We start from the raw sequence: 23306 nt of genomic DNA on the forward strand, positions 1-23306 counted from the left end.
CTGCGCTCGCAATGACGCCCTGTTACCGTCCCAGCAATCCGCGCGCCTGCCCGGCGATATGCGAGAGCATCGCGCCGTTCGGGTTCGGGATCGTTCGCGCGCGGTCGACGACGCTGCGGAATTGGGCGACGCGCGGGGCATTGTCGGCCAGCCATTTGGTCACCGTCTTGTCGAGATCGCCCTTCGGCAGCCCGGCGAGGAAGCCAAGGCGCATCTGCTGGAAATCGCGCGCGAGGCTGTTGACGAGCAGGCGCTCCCACGGGTCGGCGGGGCTCATATGCGCCGCCAGCGTCTGCGCCCAGTCGAGCCCGAGCGCTTCACCGAGATGGGTGAAGGCCCCCGTCACCGCAAGCTCGTCGTCGCCGCGCCGCGCGGCGAGATCGACGATCCCGATCGCGCCGTCGGTCTTGAACAATCGCACCACCGCCGTGGCCAGCGCGTCGGGCGCCCCGGCGTCGAGCAATTGCTGCGCGAGCATGTCCCACTGACCGCGCACCGACGGGCTGAGCAACTGGTCGACGGTCGCGGTCAGGCGGTCGACCCCCGGCTCGAGCCGTGCGACGATCGCACCCGGCTGCGCCAGCGCCGGGCTGACGCGGAGCAGGTCGGCCATCTGAGAGGTCATCGCCGCTGCCGCCTGGCTGAACAGCGAGAGGCGGATCGATTCGTCGATCTTTGCGTCGTCGAGCGCCGCCCAGGTATCGCGCATGTCGAGCAGCCGTTCGACCGCGACGAACGCCGCGGCGACTTCGCCGAGCGAGCAGCCTTCCTCCTCGACCAGTTCGAACGGATGGACGACGCCCATGCGGTTGATCATCCGGTTGGCCAGCTTGGTCGCGATGATCTCGCGGCGGAGCTGATGTTCGGCGATCGCAACCCCGAAATCGCGCTGCATTTCGGTCGGGAAGGCCGCGGCAAGGTCGCTGGCGAGCGCCGGATCGTTCGGCAGTTCGCTGTCCTCGATCGCATCCTGCAACGCGAGCTTCGCGGTCGACAGCAGCACCGCAAGTTCGGGGCGCGTCAGACCGCGCCCTTCCTGCGCGCGGCGCAGCAGCTCGTCGTTCGCGGCGAGGCCCTCGACCTTGCGGTCGAGCCGGCCCGACGCCTCGAACGTCTCCATGATCCGCACCAAGGACGGCACCGCCGCCGATCCGCCCTTTTCGGCGATCGACAGCGCGAGCGCCTGGAGGCGGTTGTCCTCGAGCACCAGCGCCGCCACATCGTCGGTCATGCGGACGAGCAGCGCGTCGCGATCGTCCTGCACCAGGCGGCCCTCGATCATCTCGCGATTGAGCGCGATCTTGATATTGACCTCATTATCCGAACAATCGACGCCCGCGCTATTGTCGACGAAGTCGGCGTTGATCCGCCCGCCCTTCGCCGCGAAGGCGATGCGCGCGGCCTGCGTCACGCCCAGATTGGCGCCTTCGCCGACGACGCGGACGCGCAGATCCTCGGCATCGACGCGCAGCGCGTCGTTGGCGGGATCGCCGACCTCGGCATTATTCTGGCTCGCCGCCTTCAGATAGGTGCCAATGCCGCCGAACCACAGCAGGTCGACCGGCGCCTTGAGGATCGCCGAGATCAGCGCGGTCGGCTCGATTTCGGCCTGCGACAGGCCGAGGACAGCCTGCACCTCGGCGGTCAGCGGGATGCTCTTCTGGCTGCGCGCGAAGACGCCGCCGCCCTTCGAGATCAGCTTCTTGTCATAATCGTCCCAGCTCGACCGCGGCAGCTTGAACAGGCGGTCGCGCTCCTTCCAGCTTTTCGCCGGATCGGGATCGGGGTCGAGGAAGATGTGGCGGTGGTCGAACGCGGCGACCAGCCGGATCGATTTCGACAGCAGCATGCCGTTGCCGAACACGTCGCCCGACATGTCGCCGCAGCCGACGACCTGCACCGGGTCGGTCTGCACGTCGATGCCCATTTCGGCGAAATGCCGCTGGACCGAGATCCACGCGCCCTTGGCGGTGATCCCCATCGCCTTGTGGTCATAGCCGTGCGACCCGCCGCTCGCGAACGCATCGCCGAGCCAGAAGTCGCGCTCCATCGCCAGCGCATTGGCGACGTCGGAGAAGGTCGCGGTGCCCTTGTCGGCGGCGACGACGAAATAGGGGTCGTCACCGTCGCGGATCACGACGCTCTTCGGATGCACGACCTTGCCGCCGACCAGATTGTCGGTGACCGACAGCAGCGAGCGGATGAAGATGCGATAGCATTCCTTGCCTTCGGCGAACCACGCATCGCGGTCCTCGGCCGGGCTCGGCAGCGCCTTGGGATAGAAGCCGCCCTTCGCGCCGGTCGGCACGATGACGGCGTTCTTGACCCGCTGCGCCTTCATCAGCCCGAGGATTTCGGTGCGGAAGTCGTCGCGGCGGTCGGACCAGCGCAAGCCGCCGCGCGCGACCGGACCGGCGCGCAGGTGAACCCCCTCGACGCGCGGGCTATAGACCCAGATCTCGCGCCACGGCAGCGGCTTCGGCAGGCCGGGAACCTGGCTCGAATCGATCTTGAACGCCAGCGCCTCGGCGGCGGCGGGCGCAAAGGCGTTGGTGCGCAGCGTCGCACCGATCACCGCGTGAAAGAGCCGCAAGATGCGATCGTCGTCGATCGACGCGATGCCCGCGAAGCCGGCGAGGATTTCGGCATCCAGCGCCTCGGCGCGCGCGGCGTCCTTCGCCTTGGGATCGTGCAGCGCGCGGAAGCGGTCGACCAGCGCCGCGGTCAGTTTCGGCGCGTGGCGCAGCGCCGCGACCACCGTATCGAGGCCATAGGACGAACCGCCCTGACGCAGATAACGGAACCAGGCGCGCAGCCAGACGATCGCCTGCGGGTCGGTCTGCGTCACCAGCACGAGCTGGTTGAACGCATCATTCTCAGCCTGGCCGTCGAGCACGGCGGCGATCGCATTCTCGATCGTCTCGACATGCGGCAGCAGCGCGGTCTCGTCGATCGAGGCGGGCAGGCGCAGCGAGAAATCGTGGATGAAGGTCGGCTGTTCGGGCGCCTCCTCGTCGGCGCCGCGAACATGCAGCTCGGTCGGGATTTCCTCGAGCACTTCAAAGCCGAAATGTTCGAGCGCCGGAACAACGTCCGACAGCGCGAGCGGGCCGGCGGCGCTGTAGACCTTCAGCCGCAGGCGATCGTCGCCGTCGAGGCTCTTCTTCGCGAGGCGGACGCTGCGCGGATGATCGGCGTCGAGGTCGCGCAGCCGCAGGATGTCGCGCGAGGCCTCCTCGGGATTGTAGAGGTTGCGATAATTGGCGGGAAAGAGCGGCGCGAAGCGCGCGGCAAGCGCCGCGGCGCGGCCCGCGTCGCCGCGGCGGGCCAGCGCCGCCTCGACCTCGGGCTGCCAGCCGCGCACCATCTGTTCGAGCTGGGCGCCCAGCGCGTCGGCGTCGGGCACCACCCCGTCACCGCGCAGGTCGAGCGTGAAGCGGAGCAACGCCGCGCCGCCATCCTCGAGCACCATCGTCCAGCCGATCACCCCCGCCTTGGCCTCGCGCACCAGCAGCGATTCGACCGCGAGGCGGCGGCCCGTCGACACTTCGTCGCGCGGCAGCCAGACGAAGGCGAACAGGTGGCGGCCGAGCGCGCTGCGCACCATCACGATCTTCGGTCGCGGCCGGTCGGTGATCGACATCGAGGTCAGCACCAGCTCCTCGAGCGACGCGCTGTCGAAGGCGATCAGCAGGTCGTGCGGCAGCGCGGTGAGCGCGTGGGCCAGCGCCTTGCCCGCGTGGCCCGTCGGGTCGAAGCCGAATTTCGCCATCAAGGCTTCGAGCTGCGCGCGCAGCACCGGCACCTTCGCCGGTGGAGCCGACAGCGCGGCGCTGGTCCACAGACCCGCGTGGATCGACAGCCGCTCGGCCTTCTTCCCGTGATATTCGGGAACGACGACGAGATCGAGCAGCACGCGGCGGTGGACCCCCGACAGGCGGTTCGATTTGAGCAGGAGCGGCGACGCGCCATTCTTGTCGAAATAGGCGAAAGCGGCCTTGAGCGCGTTCGGCGAGAGGAGCTGGCCCGCGCTGCTCGTCGAAACGCCCAGCGCATCGTGGACCGCGCCGTCGCGGGTCCGCCATTCGTGGCCGAGCTGCGTCATCGCGCCGCCCTCGAACCAGCGCAGCAGTTCGGCGGCTTCGCCGTCGGCGCGCATCGCGGCGTCGGCGAGCAGCGCAGCGCGCATCGCCTTCCAGTCGGCGACCGCCGCGCGCACGTCGGCGAGCGAAGCTTCGAGCGCGTCGAGCAGGCGGCGGCGCGCACGCGCGTCGCCGCGCTCGATCTCCATATAGATGACCGATTCGCGGCGGCTGCCCGCCTTGCCGGCATCGGCGCCCGTCAGCCTGCCCTTCGCGTCGCGTTCGACCGAGACGACGGGGTGGAGGATGCGGTGGATCGCCAGCCCCTGCGAACTCACGATCTGCGAGGTCGAGTCGACGAGGAACGGCATGTCGTCGTTGACGACCACCAGCCGCATGCGGCGGTCGGTGCCGTCGACCGCCATCGGTTCGAGAAGCAGCGACGGCTTGCCCGCGCTGCGTTCGAGCGACGCGCGCGCGGCGAAATCACCCGCCGTGGCGAGCATCTTGCCGTCGAGGTCGTCGCCCTCGCCCGGAAGCGCGCTCGCGGCGAGCGCGGCCTGATAGGCCTTGGAGATCTGGGGAGCGATCCTGACAGCGGCGGGCGCCGCCGAAGAGGTTTCGACGTCGGCGGTTTCGGTCAATTTGGAAGACATAGGGTTGCAGCATCCCGAACGAAAAGAGGCGGGCCGCTGCCGGGGGATGGCAATGACCCTTTCGCATCCGCTCCTATGCGCCTGCGGCGCGCGCGGCTCAACCCCTGCGCAAGACCCACGCAAAATAATTTCAATTTTCGGATTGTCTGTTACGCGGCCGCTGCTTGTGCCCGGCGGCATCCCGCTAGATACCGCTGATCGGGATCGCCTTTTTCGCAAGCCGCGCGACCAGCGCCGCATCGTCCGCCGCCTTGGCGACGATTCCGATATGGCCGCCCGGCATCGCGCGCGCGATCAGCACGACGAATTCAGCATCGCCGACGTCATGTTCGAGGATCAGCGCCGGATGGGCGCTGCGCAGCGCCTCGAGCTTCGCGTCGGCGTCGGCCGCGACCGGCGTTCCGGCCTTGCGGCGCGCGCGCGTATCCTTGACGAGGCCCTTGAGGCCGCCGGGATAGCGGTCGAGATAGGTCGCCAGCGCTCCCGCCGCGACCCCCTCGTCCTTGGCATGGCCGAGCACGCAGGCATATTCGGCAAGGCGCGTCTTGTCATAGCCCGCCCCGAAAACCAGCTTGACCACCGGCGTCATCGGCGCGCGCTCCTGCGCCGCGATCCCCGCGTCGGCGAGCAGTTCGGCCAGGGCGCCCGGCTGCGCATCGGCGGCGAGCGCGAAATCCCACGCCTTGCCGACCGCCTGATAGAGGGCGGAACGGCTGCGGCTGTCGGCGGCGAGCGCGCGCGCGGCGGTTTCGCGCGCCAGCGCGAGCCAGTCGGCGAGTTCGGCGTCGGCGCCGGGAAGCGTATCGACGGCCGCACGCTCGTCGGTATCGACCACCGCCATTGCGCCATCGTCGCCGAGCGCGGCGAAGCCCGGAGCGGCGTCCTCCTCGATATGTTCGGAATCGGGGCCGTCGGCCCACACCGGCACCGGCGCGGTGAGCGGCGCGGCGCTGCGCAGCGCCTGCTCGACCGAAAGCTGCAATTCCTCGGCCTGGTCGGCGGGCGCGGCCTCCTTCCAGTTGATCACGCCCATGATGAAATCGATCGTGTCGTCGTCGGACGAAAAGGGCAGCAATATGCCGCGATACATGATCGTGACGCCGCGATCGTTGACGAATTCGGCCTCGAAGCCGATCGGCGCGCGGTTGGCGATGATCTGGAGATAATGGTCGGTCAGCCGCGACAGCAGCGAACGGCCGGGGATCTGGTTGATATAATGGACGTCGTCGTCGATCTCGGATTCCGCGCGCAGCCGGTCACCGATATAGGAGAGGCCCGGATTGTCCATCCCGGCGGTAAAGTCGAGCAGCACCGAATAGGGACCGAAATCGGCACGATCGAGATCGAGGTCCTCGACCGCGGGATAGGCGCGATCGGCAAGCAGCGACGCCCAGTAATTATAGGCCCTGACCTGCATCCGCCGTTCGTCGACCCCGACCACGGGCGGCGCGTCGATCGCGCCCTCGTCCTGGTCGTGGCTGCCCGAAAGCAGTCCGCGCAAGCTGTCCATCACATGTCCCCAGTCGCAAACATCGGCCGTCGTCATGCACCGCGAGTGGTAAAGGCGGCGTAAACGATGCGGCGGACAGGAGGGTCCGCACCCGCCTGCGGAGCCTGATAGCTGAACGAGCGCCGCCGCCTTCAGCGCCGAAAGCCGACTTTACCGTTAACTTTACCGTTAAATTCTGCTTGGTCTGATGTTCGGTTTCGGGACGATAGCGCGCGATGGCGCGGCTCCGGCCGCCAGACGTTAACCTGAAAATACGGCGCAAAATCGGGACTATTCCAATCTCTGTGATGGTCTGGCCTAGTAGTTTCTTTGGCGAGGCCGCATTTTCAGGGTTCCGGTTCAGCGTGAATTTATGTAACTTTATGTTAATAAGAAAAAAGAGGGGGGTGAGTCGGGTCGCGACTCCCCAACGGGCAGATGCCCCACGCTCGCAAGCATTCGAGCAGACGATAGTTCGATTTGGAGGGGGTTTTGGTGCGACTGCTGCAACCACTTATGATGCCTGCTCTGCTCTGCTGCGCGATGCCCGGCGCCGCGGCGGCCAAGGCTCCCGACACGGACACGCTAAAGATTCGTCTTGAAGCGTCGATCGCCGAGCGCTGCGGAATCGCGGCACTCGGCGCGAACGACAAGGACGGCGGGCGCATCGACCGGCCCTCGACGATATCGTTCAATTTCAGGCTCGACTGCAACACGCCCTTCCGCATCGGCGTGTCGGCCGATCAGGGTGCGATGGCGCTGGTTGAAGCCAGCGGCGATCGGCAAATCCGGCGCGTCGCGAATGCCGAAGGTTTGACGACCGAAGGTTTCGCCACGCGCAAACCCTATGTCGCCAGCCTGCAATTCGCCACCGACCAGGACGGGATGGTCGATGCCGGCGATTGCGATTCGAACGACCTGACGTCGCGAAAAGGCGATTGTCAGTTTTTCGGCAACCGCGCGGGCTCGGGTTTCGCGCCCGGCCGCAAGAGTACGGCGATCGGGCGCGAGGGCTCGCTGACCGTCCGTTGGCGCGGCGAGGAGGAACAGAGCGTTCGCCTCGCTGCCGGCGACTATCAGGAAACCCTCACCATCGTCGTGGGGGCCCGCACATGATCTGAGATTGCTCCGGTTCCGTTCGTGCAAGGTCGAGCGAAAGAAACAGGCGCAAAGGAGTTGGTCTGCTCTCCTTACTAAAAAGCAGGCAAACGATTGAAGTCCTTAGGAGAGAAAAAATGAAAAAGCTTCTTGTTGCTGCCTCTGTTCTGGCAGCCGTTGCAGCGACCCCCGCGTGGGCCGACGGCAACAACCGCAACACTGACACCGAAGTCTTCACGCTCCGCGCGAACAATCCCGCGAAGTGCAACCTCGAAGCGGCTGACTACACGCTCCGCATCCAGGGCAACTCGATTTCGGACAACGACGGCTTCGCACGCACCACGGTTTCGACCGCGGTTGCCAACGAGCTGAACACGGCGGGCGTTTCCGCATGGTGCACCGGCGCCAGCAACACGCTGCAGATGTATCGCACGGCGTTCGTCACCGATACGGGCAAGAAGGAAGCGGACGAGTTCAACCGCGCCGTCATCTATGACGTCACGCTGAACATCGCCGACGCCCTCCGCACCGACGGCTTCACGCCGACCGAAGGCACTTCGGACGGCCAGGGCAATGGCCCGGGTCTCGGCGTTGGTTCGGGTACGACCCTCGGCCGCTTCGGTCCGTCGGGCGCGGGTTCCGCCGTGGTGTTCGCCGCGGAACAGCCCTCGGCAGCCGTGACCGACGGTACGGCCCCCTCGGCCGGTGCGCGTGGCGACTACACGACCGACACCAACCGACTGGTCGCCGGCCAGTATGTCAGCTCGCTGACGATCGAACTGACCCCCGGGGTCTGATCGACTGTAAAACGGGTCCGGGGGGGGCATGCCTCCCCCCGGCATCCACCATGTGTCCGATCGATCCGATCGCTGCAACCAAGTGTGACCTATGTGGAACAGACTAGCGCTCTATTCGATCATCACCGTCGCCATCGTAGCGCTCGTCGCGACGGTCGTGAATGCGATGACGGTATCCCCCGTGGTTATCGACCTGCAAACCTCCGGACAGCGGATGTCGCAGGTCATCACGATCGAGAATAAATACGCCCGCCCGATCATCCTCGAGATGACGGTGCAGGAAGCCGAATATACCGACGACGGGGTCAAGGGCACCGGAAAACCCACCGACGATCTGTTGGTGTTTCCGCCGCAGGCCCAGGTCGCGCCCGGAGGGACGCAGGCCGTGCGCGTGCAATATGTCGGCGACCCAGATCTGCCGAAGAGCAAGCATTATTTCGTATCGGTCAACCAGCTGCCGGTGAAGCTTCCCGAAGGGGAATCCGCAGTCCAGCTCCTCTACAACTTCCAAGTTGTGACCGGCGTCAGCGTGCCCGGCAAGAGGCCGAACATAAAAATCGAAAGCGCCGAGACCTATATGGGCGGCGACAACAATCCGCGACTGCTTCTGGTCCTCACCAACGACGCCGACACCTATGGCTATCTGTCGGGCGGCTCGCTGAAGATCGTGCAGAAGGATTCGAGCGGCAAGGAAATATTCCATCGGACGATGACGGGCGAACAGATTTCCCAGGAAATCGGGTTCGGACTGGTAGGCGCGGGGCAAAAGCGCCGGATGACGACACCGATCATCTTGCCGCAAATGGGGGGGCAAATTGAGGCCAGTTACATCCCGTCGCGGCGCTAGATCGCGGCTATCGCTGATGGGCGCCGCCCTCGCAGCGAGCGTCAGCACCCTTTCCCTTTCGCACGCAGCCTTTGCCCAGACGTCGGCGCCGCTTGGGCAGGCGGCGATCTGGCGCGGGTTCGATCTTCGCGCCGTGACACTGAGCTCGCCTCTTCGCGAACCCGCGCGGATATCGCCGATGCTGATCGAGGGATCGATGCCGACGGTCGGTGCGGTCGAGGATCTGCCGGCCCAGTCCACCACTCCCGCGCAGCCCGCCGATTCCGCAACCTCGGGACCAGCGAGCGAAGCGCCGGTGCGCCTGAACACGACCGGCCGCGACATCATCCTTTCGGCACCGCTGCGCGACGGCGCCTTTCTGTTGGGCGAGGTCGGCTTTCAGCTGAAGGCCGATGATTCGATCCAGGTCGAGACCCGTTCACTCCTCGCCGCGTTGCAACCGGTGATCGCGTCCGAACGACTCGCCTTGCTGCAGAATGCGCTCGCCGGAACCGGCTACGCCCCGATCGAACAACTCGCGGCGCTGGGCTATCCGATCCGCTACGACCCCACGATGATTTCGCTCGCGATCGCGATTCCGGCTGAATTTCGCAGCGCCAAAGACCTCTCGCTGCGCCGCTTCGAAGACCCGACGACCGGCGAATTTTATGCGCCGGCCAATTTCAGCGGCTACATCAATTTCCGGTCGTTTGCGGACTATATCTGGAACGGCAACGATAAAGGCTTTCAGTCGCCCACCGCACTGATCGACAGCGCGATGCGCTACAAGGGTGTCGTGCTGGAGAATGAGGCAACGTTGCGGTTCGATGCCGGCTCGCAGCGCACCTTCACGCGTGAGGCAACGCGGTTCGTCTATGACGATCGCAAGAATTATGTCCGCTATGCCGCGGGCGACCTTCTGACCAGCGGCCGCGGTTTTTCGGGCAGCCCGCAGATCGCCGGCTTGTCCGCAACCCGCATCTATTCAATCGTCGACCCCCTGCGCTATGTCCAGCCGCGCGGCGACCGCTCGTTCACCCTGACGCGGCCATCGACTGTCGATGCCATCATCAACGGGCAGTCGGTCCGGCGTATCCGGCTGGAGCCCGGGGTCTACAATATTCGCGATTTCCCCTTCGTGCAGGGAACGAACAACGTCCAGTTCAATATCGAGGACGATGCAGGCGGGCGCCAGACGATCGAATTCTCGCAATTCTTCGACCGCACGCTGCTTGCGGCGGGGCTCAGCGAATTTTCAGTGCAGGCCGGTGTCTTGAACCCGTTCGATGGCGGGGCGCGCGATTATCAGCTCAACCGGCCCGCGGCGTCGGGCTGGTATCGGCGCGGCATGAGCGACGTGCTGACGCTCGGCGGCAATTTCAACATGCAAAAGGATGGCGCCACCGTCGGCGTCGAAGCCACACTTGCGACCGCACTTGGCATCTTGGGCACCGACGTCGCTTTCAGCAAGATCAACGACATCGGAACGGGCTTCGCGGCCAATGTCGGCCTGCAAAAGACGTTTGGCGGGTCTTTGACGACCGCGCGGTCGATTTCGGCCTCGGTCGAGTACCGCAGCCCCAATTTCGCCAATCCCGGTGCCCTGACGGTCGAGAACCGCATCGCCTGGAACCTGTCGGCCGCCTATGCCCAACCGCTGGGTGAACGGCAGTTCCTTTCGTTCAGCGGAAACTACGGGATTACGCGGGGCGCGTTCCGTAACGAGAAAAGCGCCAGGCTGACCTATGGCTATAGCATCAACTCGCGCCTCAGCCTGACCGTCGATGCAACCTATGACGATCGCGACCTGTTCGGCGAGGAATATGGTGTCCGCGCGAGCCTCCTCGTCCGCTTTGGGCCGCGCTCGACCGCTGTGGCCGAAGTCGATTCGCGCACCAAGCGCGCTCGCGTCGGCTATCAGACATCGCGCGGCGAAGGCGTCGGAAGCTGGACTGCATCGGGGGACGTCGATGTCGGCGAGGATGATGTCGGCTTCAACGGCGGATTCAACTATACCGCCAACCGCGCCGAGGTCGGTTTCAACCATACGACCGTTTATGAATTGAACGGACGCAACACCGAATCGCAGCGGTCCTCGGTGCGCGTGGGAACCGCGCTGGTCTTCGCCGACGGCAAATTCGGCCTGTCGCGCCCGATCTACGATTCCTTCGCGATGGTTGCCCCGCACAAGAGCCTGGATGGAGCAGCCGTCTATATCGATCCGCGCGAAGGCTATTACACCGCGAAATCGGGTGCACTCGGCCCCGCGGTCGAGCCCAATATCGCGGCTTATATCCGCCGCACGCTGACCTACGACGTCCCGAACGCACCGGTCGGTTATGATCTCGGCACCGCGAGCGCCAAGATATCGCCGCCCTATCGCGGCGGCTATCTGATCACCGCCGGATCCGATTATTCGGTCACCGCGCTCGGCACGCTGATCGGCGTCAATGGTGCACCGATCAGCCTGCTGGCCGGCAAGGCGACCGAGATCGGCGTCGATAATCCGAAGACGCTGACCATTTTCACCAACCGGACCGGCAAGTTCGGCGCATCGGGGATGCGGCCCGGCCGCTGGCTCATCGACATGCCCACCGAACCACCAACGTCGATCGAAATTGAAATTCCCGCCGATTCGCTTGGCGTGGTACGCTTGGGCGAAGTCAGGCTTGGAGAACCGCAATGATGGCCGCATTTTTCCGCACCTCGGTGGCGCTCGCCGCTATCGCCTGGTCTTTCCCCGCGCTGGCGCAGAGTCAGTGCGCACAATTCGAATTGATCGGGAACGGTGCACGCAGCGATTATCAACCGTTCGAGCCGAGCCCGACGCTCACGACATTCGACTTGCGCGTGCGGCGGCTCGCCGACGGAGTTAGCTCGGTGCGCTTCCTGCTCGTTGACCAGACGCCCCGACCGACCGGCCCCGGAATCGGCATGAACGGGCCACTGACCTATGACCTGACGTGGCTCGAAGACAGTACGCGCCGCATCCTGGTGGTCGGCAATGAACAGCCCCAGCCAAACACCGGCGCGCAGGTTGATCTGCCCGGCCGTTCGGGGGTGCAGATCACGCGCTTTCGTCTCGCCATCCCGGCGGGCCAGGAAGCAGTGGCGCAGACCCACCGCGAAAATCTTCTCGTCCGCTATCAATGCCTCGATCACAGCGGCGCGATCCTCGGTACGACGCAGGAGCAGCCCGCCGCGGTCGAGCTGGCGATCACCGTCCCGCGCTATGCCGCGGCCTATGTCGGGAGCGTCGGCCAGACGCGCGCGACGATCAGCTTTGGCGAAGTGAGCCGTCCGGGTGCGAATCTGTCAAAGGCCATCAATGTCACCGCACTGAGCACGACGCCCTATGCGATCGCGTTCGACAGCGAGAATGACGGCCGCCTGAAGCGACAGCGCAATGACACCGACGGGATTGCTTATGCCATGCGCTACGGCAATATCGACGTCGCTGACGGCGATACGATGCTGTGTCCCACGACGCCCGCGCCGATGGGGCGCGGGGAATTGTTCGAGGTTGCGCTCGACCGCGATTCGATCGCAACGCTGCCGGCAGGCAATTACGAGGACACGGTAACCCTGACCTTCACGCCGCGCGACGTGGCGAATGTGACGAGCTGCGCGGTTCGTCGTTAGGGCCGGAGCTCCCCCCAGCGAATGCTATCAGAAGATCGCGCCCTTGGGCTCGATCCGGAATGACAGGCTGCTCAGCGGCGCCTGAGCGTTGTTGAGGTGCAGTTCGGCATCGCTCACACGCAGGGCCGCGTGATTTTCGTCGACGATGACGGTTTCGTTGCCATTCGACAGCGGAATCGTCTGGCCGCCGAGCACCAGCGTCGCGCCGCCCATATTGGCGGGGTGCGACATCGTCACGCGATAGCCGGATCGCGAATTGCAAAGCTGCATCAGCTGGCCAAGCTCGACAATGTCGGTCGATTGCGGCGCCGACATGCCGTTGAACTCCAGCCGACAGACCGTTTTCACAACGGCGGTGAGGCGAAACGTCGCGACTTCGCTCGCGGCCGCAGCCAATGCCGGACCGGCAACGACAACCGACAGCAACGCGCCGGACGTGATCAATGCTCGCATACGCATCGGACGAACCTTTCTCTGATTACGTCGCGATGTACCCGCTCCAGCTAAATACTATGTTAATTCGCCGATCACGCGCTCGACCGATCCCGGTCTTCATAAAATCGGCGTCCGAAAAAGCGTCACCCCAGCCGCGTGTCGATCGGCAGGCCGGTCTTCAGCGTCAGCGTCACCGGCGTGCGTTCGGCGATGTCGGCCAGCCGCGCTTTCTGCTCCTCGTCGAGCCCGGCGATGGTCAGCGTCCGCGCGATGCGCTTTTCCTCGACGCCGTGGAGGCGCAGGGCGACCTCGAGCGATTCGAGCGGCCAGCCCTTGCGGTCGGCATACATGCGCAGCGTGATCGCGGTGCAGGCGCCGAGGCTCGCGAGCAGCAGGTCATAAGGCGCGAACCCCGCGCCCTGCCCGCCGAGCGCCGCCGGTTCGTCGGCGACGAGCGCGCGGCCGCCGACCTCGATCTCGGTGCGATAGCGATCCTTGCCGATGCGCGCGGTGCCCTGTGCCATGCCTGCTCCCCGTCCTGCGCACGCCCCGCGTGCCGCGCCACGGGAATGCCCTGCCCGCGCAGGCCGCGCAAGCGCCGAGGCCTGCGCCGGCCGTTACGCAGGCACCCGCGGCGCCGTCCACAGCCCGAAACTTGCAATGATCGCATAGCAGATCAACGGCACCGCCAGCGCGAGCCGGATGTCGCCGCTGATGTCTGCCACCGTTCCGAACAGATAGGGGACGATCGCTCCGCCGACGATCGCGGTGCACATGATGCCCGACCCCTGCGGCGTCTGTTCGCCGAGCCCCTCGGTCCCGAGGCTGAAGATCGTCGGGAACATCAGCGAATTGCAGAAACCGACCAGGATCAGCGCCCAGCCCGACACCGCGCCGGTCGTCACCGCCGACAGGATGATCAGCGAAATCGCCCCCGCCGCGAAGGTCGCGAGCACACGCCCCGGCTTCGCCAGTCGCAGGACGAAACCGCCGAGCAACCGGCCGACGAGCGCGCCCAGCCAATATATCGCGACCAGCTTGCCCGCGGCCTGGAGATCCAGTCCCATCACGCTCGGCTCGCCCAGATAGGCAATCAGGTTCGAGCCGATCGCCACTTCGGCGCCGACATAGGTGAAGATACACAGCGCGCCGAGTTGGACGCGGCGGTTGTGGGTGAGCAGGCCCCAGGTGCCCTCGATCTTCACATCTTCGGTCCTGGCATTATCGAGCACCCCCCGGAACATCCAGAACACGGCCGCGATGGCCAGCATCAGCACGCCAAGTCCCATATAGGCGGTGCCGATCGATGCCCCCTCGGCGACGCGATAGGCCTGAATTTGCGCCTCGCTCGCCATGTCGGCGTCGAGCGGCTGCGAATCGCCAAGCAGGAAGGTTGCGCCGCCATAGATCATCAGGAACACGCCGATCGAATTGAACGCCTGGGCAAAGGTCAGGCGGCTGTGCGCGGTTTCGCTCGGCCCCAGGGTCGTGATCACCGGATTCATCGCCACCTGCAGAACCGTAATCCCCGCGCCGATGCAAAAGAGCGCGGCAAGGAAGCCGGGGTAAGAGGCTGCCGCCGACGCCGGAATGAAAAGAAAAGCCGCCGCCGCGACGATAGCGAATCCGAGCACGAAGGTGCGGATATAGCCGAGCTTCGACATGATGATGCCCGCGGGGATCGAAAAGGCGGCATAGGCGATGAAGAACGCCATCTGCACCAGATTCGCCTGCGCGTGCGTCAGGTGGAACATCGGCTTGAACTTGCCGACCAGCAGGTCGTTGATGTTCGTCACGCCGCCCAGCAGGAAAAACACCGCAAAGGCGAGGATCAGCACGACGCGCGTGCCGCCGCCGCTCTTGCCCCCCTCACCGCCCGGGTTCGGGTCCATGTTCGTCGCGACATTCGGCGCCAATGCCATGGCTTTCTTCCCAGCTTATCTCTTGAACCGGCGACGCGACCCTTATCTTATGCTTAGCCACGCACCGCCAGCGGACAAGCCGGATTTTCGCCGATCGCTTCGACATTCGTATTCACCAGCGTCACCGCGAACCCCTTGTCGCCGCTCAATGTCACCGGGGCACCGACGCGCGCGAGGTCGGCGCCGGCGTCGGCGAAACAGCGTAGCGGGATTCTGATCGTCGAAACCCGGTCCGCGGGCGCTGCGCGGACGCGCGCGGTCAGATCGACACGCGCGCCGCCGAACGCCAGCGTGACCGGCGCCGAACCCGCCGCGTCGATCCGCCAGTCGATCCGCAACGCGAAGCTGTTGTTGAGCTGGCGCGTCAGGTCGGCGGCCGGTCCCGCGAGGCGGACGGAGGCGGGACCGGTCCAGATGAAGCTCTTGCCATCCTCCTGCGCCGCGACGTCGACCGAGCGCGTCGCGAGCAGGCCATAGCTGCTGTCCACCGGCGCCGATTCGACCTGCCGCGAGCCTCCGGCGTCGGTGATCGACAACAGCCATGGCGACCGCGCGCGGCCACCCGAAAAGAAATTCGCGACATTCAGCATGCTCGCGACGTCGATGCCCGGCTCTTCGGACAGCGTCGGCACCTTGCTTCTGTCGGCGTAGGTCAAGCCATAGCCGACCGCGAATTGCGGCTTTTCGACCGGCGCGCGCGCGTCGGCGGGCCAGGCGAAGGGCAGCCTGCCGGTGAAATCCCGCGCGGGCTTGCCGTCCTTGCCCGCAACGAGCACGTCGGCGACTCCCGCCCCCTGTGACCCCGGCAGCCACGCCGCGACGAAAGCGTCGGCGGCGTTGATTTCGGGATTGGTGAACAGCGGCCGGCCCGACAGAAAGACCGCGACGACGGGAATCCCCGCCGCCTTCAGTGTTTTCAGGACGGCAAGATCCTTTGCCCCGGCAGGCTGATAATCGAGCGTCGGGACGTCGCCCTGAAACTCGGCATAGGGATGCTCGCCGAAGACGACGACCGCGACGTCGGGCTTTTCCTCGTAGGCACCGCCCTCCGACAGCGTCGCGGTTCCGCCCGCGTCGCGCACCGCCTTGTCCATCGCTTCCCAGATCGTCTGGCCGTTCGGGAAGTCGGCGTGGGTCACGTCGGTGCCCTGCCAGCTGATCGTCCAGCCGCCCGCCTGCATCGCCATGTCGTTCGCGCCGGAGCCGGTCACCAGCACGCGCGCACCCGGCTCGATCGGCAGCACACTGCCATTATTCTTGAGCAGCACGAGCGACTTGGCGACCGCCTCGCGCGCGATCGCCAGATGTTCGGGCGCGCCGACGGCGGCGACATTGCCGCGGTCGATGTGCTCGACGTCGAACAGGCCGAGCTTATATTTCACGCGCAGGATGCGCCGCACCGCGTCGTCGAGCCGTTCGCTCGTGATCCGCCCGTCCTTCGCCTCGGCGAGCGTCGATGCGTAAAGCCCCTTCCAGCTATCGGGCGCCATGACCATATCGAGCCCTGCCATGATCGACTGCGGGCAGTCGGTGACGCTGCATCCCGCGACCTGACCGTGGCCGTTCCAGTCGCCGACGACGAAGCCGGCAAAGCCCATCCTGCCCTTGAGTGCATCGGTCAGCAGCCCCTTGTTGCCGTGGTTCTTGACCCCGTTCCAACTCGAAAAGCTCGCCATCACGGTCAGCGCGCCGGCGTCGATCGCGGCAGGATAGCCCTGCGCGTGCTTCGCGATCAGTTCGACCTCGCCGATCTTCGCGTCACCCTGATCCTTGCCCTCGAAGGTGCCGCCGTCGGCAAGGAAATGCTTGGCGGTCGCGGCGACGTGCGTGCCGTCGATCGAGCGTCCGGCGACGAGCGGACCCTGTAACCCAAGCACCATCGCCCTAGCATAGTCGGCGACGAGCTGCGGGTCGGACGAATAGCCTTCATAGCTGCGCCCCCAGCGCAGGTCCTGCGGCACCGCGAGCGTCGGGGCGAAGGTCCATTCTATGCCGCTGCCCGCGATCTCAGCCGCGGTGACCTGACCGATGCGGTGGATCAGTTCGGGATCATGTGCGGCGCCGAGGCCGATATTGTGCGGGAACAGCGTCGCGCCGGGGACATTATTATGGCCGTGGACGGCGTCGATCCCGAAGATGATCGGGATCGCGACGCCATTGGCCTGCGGGCGCAGCGACACTGCCCGGAATTCGCCGACGAGCTTCGCCCAATCGGCGGCACTCGACCGCTCGTTGCCATTGGGACCGCTGTTGCCGCCCGCGAGGATCGAACCGAGCGGGTAGGTTTCGAGATCCTTGGGCGTCACGGTGCTGATGTCGGCCTGGACCAGTTGGCCGACCTTTTGTTCGATCGTCATCTTCGCGATCAGCGCGTCGATGCGCGCTTCGGTCGCGGCGTCGGTGATCGTGGAGGGGCTTTTCGCGGCGGGCCAGAGGTCGGGATGGACCACGGCCGACAGGGAGGACGAAGCCGGTGCGGGACTGTCCGCCATCGCCATACCGGCGGTTCCCGCCAGCAGCAGCGCTGTCGCCATGGCCATCGCCTTCCGCATCGTCTCTCCCATCCTCTATCCCATGAATATCGCATATGTGAACGTTATCAAATTCTCTCTCGCACAGCCCCTCTGCGAAATCAAGCATCCAGTTCGGCAGGAGAAATCAGGCGGTGCGGGGCATGGTGGCGAGCAGCACGACCGCCGCCGCCGCGAGCACCGCGAGCAACAGAAACAGCGCGCCGAACCCGAAACCGGGGACCAGCGAGATCGTCAGCCACGGCATGATCAGCGACGGAATCGTGTTGGTCAGGTTGAAGAAGCCGAGATCGCGCCCGCGATGGTCGGCGCGCGGCAGGACGCGCAGCGTCTGCCCGGCGTGGAGCGACAGGAATGCCGTCGTCGCGATGCCGAACACCAGATAGGCCGCCTTCGCCGAAGCCGGATCGGCGGCCAGCGCCATACCGATCAGCCCGGCGCTCGTCAGCGCCGCGGCGGCGGCCAGCGGCACGAAGGGGCGGTGGTGGCGGTCGGCCCAGCGCCCGGCGAACAGCGCGACCGGCACCGCGATGGTCAGCGCGAGACTGAAAAGTCCCGCCTTCGCGTGATCCCCCATCGTCGGATCGATCGACCGGAACCAGAAATAGAGATAGGCGAACAGCGCCGCCTCGGCGATCTGGATGAGCAGCCGCGCCAGCCACATCCGCACCGCGGGCCGCGCGGCGGCGCGCACTGGTCGTTCGCGGCGCAGCGCGACCTGCATCAGTTCGGGAAAGGCGCGCGGCCGACCGAACAGCAGCGCGGGCAGGATCGCCGCCGCGACGAGCAGGGCGATCGCCGTCACCCGCTGCTCCATCGACGCGAGCCCGGGCAGGGTGATGAGCGCGCCCGACCAGGCGCCGAGCGCGGGCGAGAAAGCGAGCAGCCCGCCAAGCAGCCCTTTCTGTGCGTCGGGAACGACGTCGCCCGCCCATGCCGACAGCGGCCCGAGGATCATGTTGAGCGCAAGCTGCCACGCGATGAGTACCGCGAGCAGGGTCGGCACATCGCGCGCGCGCGGCACCGCAAGCAGCAGCGCGATGGTGAGGATCAGCCCCGCGAGCACCCACGGACGCCGACTTTGCGTGCGGTCGCTGAGCGAGCCGAAAAGCACCCCGCCCGCACTCGCCGCGAGCGCACCGAAGAAGGTCAGATAGCCGAGCCAGCGCACGTCCTCGGCTCCCGCAAGTTCGGCCATCCGCGCGGGCAGCAGCAGCGTCAGGAACGGCACATAGGCGATCGCGCCGCCCGCGGCGGCGAGCGCATAGAGCAGCAGGAAGCGCGTCGATTGGCGTTGCGCCGACGGCGCCGACGCTTCGCCGTCAGCCATCTGGGGGCGCCGTCGACCCGCGCTCGACCAGCCCGCCGCTGACGACGGTCGGCTCAGTAGGTCGCGGCGCGCCGCGCTGCGCCGCGATGATCAGTTCGACCGCGCGCGCCACGGTCTCGGCAACCGGCTGGTCGACCGCGGTCAGCGGCGGCTGGCTGAAGCGGACGATCGGGGTGTTATCGAAGCAGACGAGCGACAATTGCCGCGGCACGTCGAGCCTGATTTCGCGCGCAACCTCGAGCGCGGCGAGCGACATCTGGTCGTTGCTGGCGATGATCGCGGTCGGCCGGTCGTCGCCGCCGAGCAGGCGCCGAGCCGCCGCATCGCCCGAGGCGTAGCTGAAATCGCCCTCGGCGAGCAGGCCGTCGACCGGCAGTCCCGCCGCCGCCATCTCGGCTTTCCAACCGTCGATGCGCCAGCGGCTGAGGTCATATTCGACCGAACCGGAGATGAAGCCGACGCGCCGGTGACCGAGCCCGATCAGATGCCGCGTCGCGCGCGCCGCCGACCCCTCGTCGTCCATCGTCAGCGCGATCCCTGCCGCGCCGCCGTGCGAGCCGATCCGCGCGAAAGGAATCTTCTGTTGATGGAGCAGGCCCACGATCAGCGGATTGTCCGAATGCGGCGGGGTCAATATCACCCCGTCGGGCTGGAGCGCCGCGATCGTCGCGCGCAGTTCGCGTTCGACATGGTCATTGTGCGTATCGACCAGCTCGAAGATCATCCGATAGCCATATTCGGCGCATTTCAGCATACCGCCGAACAGCATCTGGTCGACCCAGTCGGTGCCTTGTCGCGCCTTCCAGTCGGCGATCGTGCGTTCGCGGTCGTTGATCGCGAGGATCAGATAGGAACGCGACCCGCTCATCCGCTGCGCCGCGATCGACGGGACATAGCCCAATTTGTCGATCGATGCCTGCACCCGCTCCTTCATTTCGGTGCGGACATTGGGCTCGTTGTTGATGACGCGGCTGACCGTTTGCAACGAGACGCCCGCATCGGCCGCCACATGCTTGATCGTCACCGATTGCCGCCGACGTCCCATCAGTCCGTTCCGCTCCCCCTCAGGCTACTCCCGGCCGTGCTAGCGCCGTCGCTGGCGCAAGGCCATATGCGAACCCGCACGATTTCCATCTTTTTCGCCATGATCACGCCGCCTGTGGCGCCTGGGCACCGCAATAGCGCGCGACATAGGCCTGATGGTCGGGCAGCGTCGCGGCGGTGCGCGCGGCGCTCTCGCGCAAGCCCTCCATGAAGCGTTCGAGTTCGTCGGCCGACAGCTTCTCGGCAATCGGGTGCCAGCTCTGCGGTTCGATCCCCTGCCCCATCATCACCTGCACCCAGCTATTCTCGCCGAACAATTCCTCATTCTTGCGGAACACCCGGCCGGTTTCGCGGAACAGCTCGATCTTCTGCTGCAGGCTGTCGGGGATCGGCATCGCCGCGACATGGCGCCAGAAGGGGCTGTCGCGGCGCTCGGTCGCCTTATAATGCAGGATCACGAAGTCGCGGATCTGTTCGATGTCCCGCCGCTGCTGTTCGTTGAATTCGATGGCGTCGCGCTCGCTGACCCGGCCGTTGGGCATCAGGCGGATGAAGCGCAGGATCGCGCGCTGGATCAGGTGCACCGTCGTCGCCTCGAGCGGTTCGACGAAACCGCCGGCCAGCCCGACCGCGACGCAGTTGCGAACCCATTGATTGCGCCGCACTCCGCCCTTGAACTTGATGTCGATCGGCTCGACCAGCGGCTCGCCGAGCGACGACAGCAGGCGGTCGAGCGCCGCGTCGCGCGACAGGTAACGGCTCGAATAGACGATCCCCGCGCCCATCCGGTGCTGGAGCGGGATGCGCCATTGCCAGCCGGCATCGTGCGCGATCGCGCGCGTATAGGGCATCGGCGGCCCCTGATGCTTCGACTGGAGCGCGACCGCGCTGTCGTTGGGCAGCCAATGCCCCCAATCCTCGAACCCCGCATGGAGCGCACCGTCGATCAGCAGGCCGCGAAAGCCGGTGCAGTCGACGAACATGTCGCCCTCGACGCGCCGCTCGCCGTCGAGCAGCAGCGCGGCGATATTGCCGCTCTCGCCATCGAGCTCGACGGTCTGGATCTTGCCCTCGACGCGCTTCGCGCCGTCGGCCTCGGCGAGCTTCCGCAGGAAGCGACCGTAAAGCGTCGCATCGACATGATAGGCATAGTTCATGCGGTCTTCGGGCAGATGCGCGAACTTGCCCTGGAGCCCCGCGACAAGCTCGAGGCAATATTCGTCATAGCTGTGCGGATAGCCCTCCGCCCGCGCGCGCAGCCAGAAATGCTGGAACCCCGCCGACCAGTGGTCCTTGCCGCTGAGGCCGAAGCTGTGGAAATAGCTGTCTCCGTCATATTTCCAATTATCGAACAAGATGCCGAGCTTGAAGGTCGCCTGCGCCGCGCGCATGAATTCGGGCTCGGCTATGCCGAGGATGCGGTTGAAATTGACCAGCGGGGGGATCGTCGATTCGCCGACCCCGATGGTGCCGATCGCCTCCGATTCGACGAGCGTCAGGTCGACCGTCGCCCCCATCGTCCGCGCGATCGCCGCCGCCATCATCCAGCCCGCGGTCCCACCACCGGCGATCACGACGCGGCGGCGCTGCCTGTTTTCGCTCATCGGCTCAATGTCCTTAGCAAGAAGGCGCGCAGCCGCCCCGCGCTCTCAGGCGTGAGAGGAGCGAGGATGCCGCGCGCCGGTTCGGGAATATGGCCGGTCGCCCGGCCGTCGTTGTCGAAGACATAATGGTCGAACAGGTCGCGCCAGATCGCCTTGTCCTCGCCCGCCATGTCGCGGATCGCGAGGATCGCATGATGGAGCGCGTCCTGCGGCTGGCCAAGCCACGCCGGGGTGCGGCGCCACCAGTAATTGACCAATATGTTGAAGTCGGCGAGCGCCTCGACATGGTGCCACCACATCGAGGGGATGAAGATCGCATCGCCGGGCTCCAGCTCCGCTGTCTGCGCGTGGGCCATCGCGTCGGCGAAGCGCGGATAGGCGGCAAGGTCGGGCGCGGCGAAATCGACCATGCTGACGGTGCGGCCGGCGGGAGTGTTGTCGATCGGCCCCAGATAGAGGTTGCGGTACTGGTCGGGCGGAAACAAAGTGAAACGCCGCCGCCCCGCCGCGCAGCAGGCAAGATTGTCGGGGTAATCATTGTGCGCGGCGATGCGCGTCCGCGTCCCGATCCAGATGCTCTTCAACAGGTCGCGCGCGCCGAGATCGATCGGGTTCGCGTCGTCGAGCCCGTCGAAATGCGTCGGAATGTCGATCGAGGCGAGATAGACGGTGCGGATGTCGCCGAGTATCTCGCCCTTCTCCAGCCCCGCGAAGATGTCGGCGAGCTTGCCCGTCCCGGTGCGAAAATTCATCGCCATGTCGGCGTCGTAGAACAGCCGCCCATCGTGCCCCGGCGGGCCAATCGCGACCTTGAAGGCGCGGTCGCGCGCATGATCCAGCAGATAGCGGCGCGCCACCTCCGCCGAGTCCCGGCCCGCAGCGACGAGCGGCCAGTCGGCGACGAGTCCGCGCAGCACGAACGGTTCGCGCGCGCCGTTCAGTAGCGCATCCAGCCCCGTTTCCCGCCATTCGCGCTCGGACACGCGCGCGATGCGGTCGTCGATCGGTGCGTCCCGCTCAGCCATCGCGCCGCCTGCGGTTCTTGCGCCGGGCGAGTTCCGCGAGTTGCGACAGCGAGGCGAGCGCCATGAAGATCGGCATCAGATGCCCCGCCGCGTGCAGCGCACCGAGCGCGGCGGCATCGAGGGCGCGCAGCCGCGCCTCGTCGATGATGTGAAAGCCGACGAGCGAATGGAGGGATCCGTCGTCCAACATTACCTCGAAAGTGAAGGGCTCGAGCAGTTCATGTTCGGCCAGCGCATCGAAGAAGGCGCCGCTGCCGCGATAGCCTTCGTCGAGTTCGCCGAGCCGGTCGGCGATGGCGTCGAGGAACGGGGTTGGCCGGCCCTCGGAGTCGAACAGTCGTACGCCCTCGTCGCCATCCTGCGCGATGCGCGGATGGGCAAGGTCGATATGCACCTGCCCCGACCCCTCGCCGCCCGGCGGCCGGCCGATCAGGAAGGGCTGGATCGCGAGCGACAGCGGCCGGTAGCCGCCGTCCCAGCGCGCGCCGTCGAGAAAGAGATTCTCGCCCGTCTCGAACCCCAGCAATGCAACCGCGAAAAAAAGCTCCCGCCCCGTCTCGCGCCGGAAAAGGATCGGGAAATCGGCCTGCACGCGGCGAAATTCGGACGGCACGACCAGCGTCGCCATCACCCCGTCTCCCAGGTCCGCCCCCGCATCAACGCATATGCGAAGGTCGCGGTGGGTGTTGCTGTCAAGGAGCGTATGGCTGGTCATCCGGTCTGTCTTCTCCTGTCTGGCAGTGGACATTTTCGCCATTGGGAACGTTCCTACGCCACCCGCCGCCGCCCGTCACGCAAAAGAGCCGCGCCCCGAAGGCGCGACTC

General features: G+C 66.1%; 16 protein-coding genes. 5 read left to right on the forward strand and 11 right to left on the reverse strand.

Features of this window, described 5'->3' with window-relative positions:
* Positions 1–22 precede the first annotated feature (22 nt).
* Positions 23–4672 (reverse strand): NAD-glutamate dehydrogenase, encoded by a 4650-nt coding sequence (locus tag CVO77_RS09035; RefSeq protein ID WP_420822544.1) that lies wholly within the window; start codon positions 4670–4672, stop codon positions 23–25.
* Positions 4673–4922: 250 nt separating this feature from the next.
* On the reverse strand, positions 4923–6248 hold the full coding sequence (locus CVO77_RS09040; protein WP_105998747.1) for a hypothetical protein: 1326 nt from the start codon (positions 6246–6248) through the stop codon (positions 4923–4925).
* Between the two features lie 498 nt (positions 6249–6746).
* Between CVO77_RS09040 and CVO77_RS09045 the strand changes: the two genes are divergently transcribed.
* The 5 genes from CVO77_RS09045 to CVO77_RS09065 all read left to right on the forward strand — a co-directional run bounded on the left by CVO77_RS09045 (position 6747) and on the right by CVO77_RS09065 (position 12590).
* Positions 6747–7343, forward strand: a complete 597-nt coding sequence (locus CVO77_RS09045; protein ID WP_158258027.1) for a hypothetical protein — start codon at positions 6747–6749, stop codon at positions 7341–7343.
* 119 nt (positions 7344–7462) lie between these two features.
* Positions 7463–8122 carry a hypothetical protein gene (locus tag CVO77_RS09050; protein ID WP_105998749.1) on the forward strand — a complete coding sequence of 220 codons (660 nt, stop codon included), beginning with the start codon at positions 7463–7465 and terminating at the stop codon, positions 8120–8122.
* Between the two features lie 91 nt (positions 8123–8213).
* Complete coding sequence (locus CVO77_RS09055) at positions 8214–8969, forward strand: fimbrial biogenesis chaperone (RefSeq protein ID WP_105998750.1); 756 nt, start codon at positions 8214–8216, stop codon at positions 8967–8969.
* Positions 8938–11634 carry a fimbria/pilus outer membrane usher protein gene (locus tag CVO77_RS09060; protein WP_146130841.1) on the forward strand — a complete coding sequence of 899 codons (2697 nt, stop codon included), beginning with the start codon at positions 8938–8940 and terminating at the stop codon, positions 11632–11634. The genes CVO77_RS09055 and CVO77_RS09060 overlap by 32 nt, the downstream gene beginning before the upstream one ends.
* Complete coding sequence (locus CVO77_RS09065; protein WP_105998752.1) at positions 11634–12590, forward strand: hypothetical protein; 957 nt, start codon at positions 11634–11636, stop codon at positions 12588–12590. The genes CVO77_RS09060 and CVO77_RS09065 overlap by 1 nt, the downstream gene beginning before the upstream one ends.
* A gap of 27 nt (positions 12591–12617) precedes the next feature.
* Here the strand turns inward: CVO77_RS09065 and CVO77_RS09070 are convergent, their stop codons facing one another.
* The 9 genes from CVO77_RS09070 to CVO77_RS09110 form a co-directional block, all read right to left on the reverse strand.
* A complete protein-coding gene (locus CVO77_RS09070) occupies positions 12618–13049 on the reverse strand; it encodes a hypothetical protein (protein WP_146130843.1) in 432 nt (143 codons plus the stop codon).
* A gap of 119 nt (positions 13050–13168) precedes the next feature.
* Positions 13169–13549, reverse strand: coding sequence for an OsmC family protein (locus tag CVO77_RS09075; RefSeq protein WP_105998754.1), 381 nt, complete (start codon positions 13547–13549; stop codon positions 13169–13171).
* Between the two features lie 93 nt (positions 13550–13642).
* Positions 13643–14947: a sugar MFS transporter gene (locus CVO77_RS09080; protein WP_105998755.1), complete on the reverse strand. Its 1305-nt coding sequence runs from the start codon at positions 14945–14947 to the stop codon at positions 13643–13645.
* A 53-nt stretch (positions 14948–15000) separates the two neighbouring features.
* Complete coding sequence (locus CVO77_RS09085) at positions 15001–17481, reverse strand: glycoside hydrolase family 3 protein (protein WP_242446157.1); 2481 nt, start codon at positions 17479–17481, stop codon at positions 15001–15003.
* Positions 17482–17605: 124 nt separating this feature from the next.
* On the reverse strand, positions 17606–18808 hold the full coding sequence (locus CVO77_RS09090) for an MFS transporter (RefSeq protein WP_105998757.1): 1203 nt from the start codon (positions 18806–18808) through the stop codon (positions 17606–17608).
* Positions 18801–19853, reverse strand: coding sequence for a LacI family DNA-binding transcriptional regulator (locus tag CVO77_RS09095; RefSeq protein WP_105998758.1), 1053 nt, complete (start codon positions 19851–19853; stop codon positions 18801–18803). Before CVO77_RS09095 ends, CVO77_RS09090 begins: the two co-directional genes overlap by 8 nt.
* A gap of 103 nt (positions 19854–19956) precedes the next feature.
* Positions 19957–21456, reverse strand: coding sequence for a tryptophan halogenase family protein (locus CVO77_RS09100; protein ID WP_105998759.1), 1500 nt, complete (start codon positions 21454–21456; stop codon positions 19957–19959).
* Positions 21453–22481 carry a cupin-like domain-containing protein gene (locus CVO77_RS09105; RefSeq protein WP_105998760.1) on the reverse strand — a complete coding sequence of 343 codons (1029 nt, stop codon included), beginning with the start codon at positions 22479–22481 and terminating at the stop codon, positions 21453–21455. The genes CVO77_RS09100 and CVO77_RS09105 overlap by 4 nt, the downstream gene beginning before the upstream one ends.
* Positions 22474–23196, reverse strand: a complete 723-nt coding sequence (locus CVO77_RS09110; RefSeq protein WP_105998761.1) for a SapC family protein — start codon at positions 23194–23196, stop codon at positions 22474–22476. The genes CVO77_RS09105 and CVO77_RS09110 overlap by 8 nt, the downstream gene beginning before the upstream one ends.
* Between the last annotated feature and the right edge of the window lie 110 nt (positions 23197–23306).

Origin of the sequence: Sphingopyxis lindanitolerans, from assembly GCF_002993885.1 — a bacterium.
Lineage (GTDB): Bacteria > Pseudomonadota > Alphaproteobacteria > Sphingomonadales > Sphingomonadaceae > Sphingopyxis > Sphingopyxis lindanitolerans.

Bases quoted from the DNA above. Each gene is read 5' to 3' on its own strand.
- CVO77_RS09040 (WP_105998747.1), bottom strand. From the start codon at position 6,248: ATGGACAGCTTGCGCGGACTGCTTTCGGGCAGCCACGACCAGGACGAG.
- CVO77_RS09045 (WP_158258027.1), top strand. From the start codon at position 6,747: ATGCCTGCTCTGCTCTGCTGCGCGATGCCCGGCGCCGCGGCGGCCAAG.
- CVO77_RS09050 (WP_105998749.1), top strand. From the start codon at position 7,463: ATGAAAAAGCTTCTTGTTGCTGCCTCTGTTCTGGCAGCCGTTGCAGCG.
- CVO77_RS09055 (WP_105998750.1), top strand. From the start codon at position 8,214: ATGTGGAACAGACTAGCGCTCTATTCGATCATCACCGTCGCCATCGTA.
- CVO77_RS09065 (WP_105998752.1), top strand. From the start codon at position 11,634: ATGGCCGCATTTTTCCGCACCTCGGTGGCGCTCGCCGCTATCGCCTGG.
- CVO77_RS09070 (WP_146130843.1), bottom strand. From the start codon at position 13,049: ATGCGTATGCGAGCATTGATCACGTCCGGCGCGTTGCTGTCGGTTGTC.
- CVO77_RS09075 (WP_105998754.1), bottom strand. From the start codon at position 13,549: ATGGCACAGGGCACCGCGCGCATCGGCAAGGATCGCTATCGCACCGAG.
- CVO77_RS09080 (WP_105998755.1), bottom strand. From the start codon at position 14,947: ATGGCATTGGCGCCGAATGTCGCGACGAACATGGACCCGAACCCGGGC.
- CVO77_RS09085 (WP_242446157.1), bottom strand. From the start codon at position 17,481: ATGGCGACAGCGCTGCTGCTGGCGGGAACCGCCGGTATGGCGATGGCG.
- CVO77_RS09090 (WP_105998757.1), bottom strand. From the start codon at position 18,808: ATGGCTGACGGCGAAGCGTCGGCGCCGTCGGCGCAACGCCAATCGACG.
- CVO77_RS09095 (WP_105998758.1), bottom strand. From the start codon at position 19,853: ATGGGACGTCGGCGGCAATCGGTGACGATCAAGCATGTGGCGGCCGAT.
- CVO77_RS09100 (WP_105998759.1), bottom strand. From the start codon at position 21,456: ATGAGCGAAAACAGGCAGCGCCGCCGCGTCGTGATCGCCGGTGGTGGG.
- CVO77_RS09105 (WP_105998760.1), bottom strand. From the start codon at position 22,481: ATGGCTGAGCGGGACGCACCGATCGACGACCGCATCGCGCGCGTGTCC.
- CVO77_RS09110 (WP_105998761.1), bottom strand. From the start codon at position 23,196: ATGACCAGCCATACGCTCCTTGACAGCAACACCCACCGCGACCTTCGC.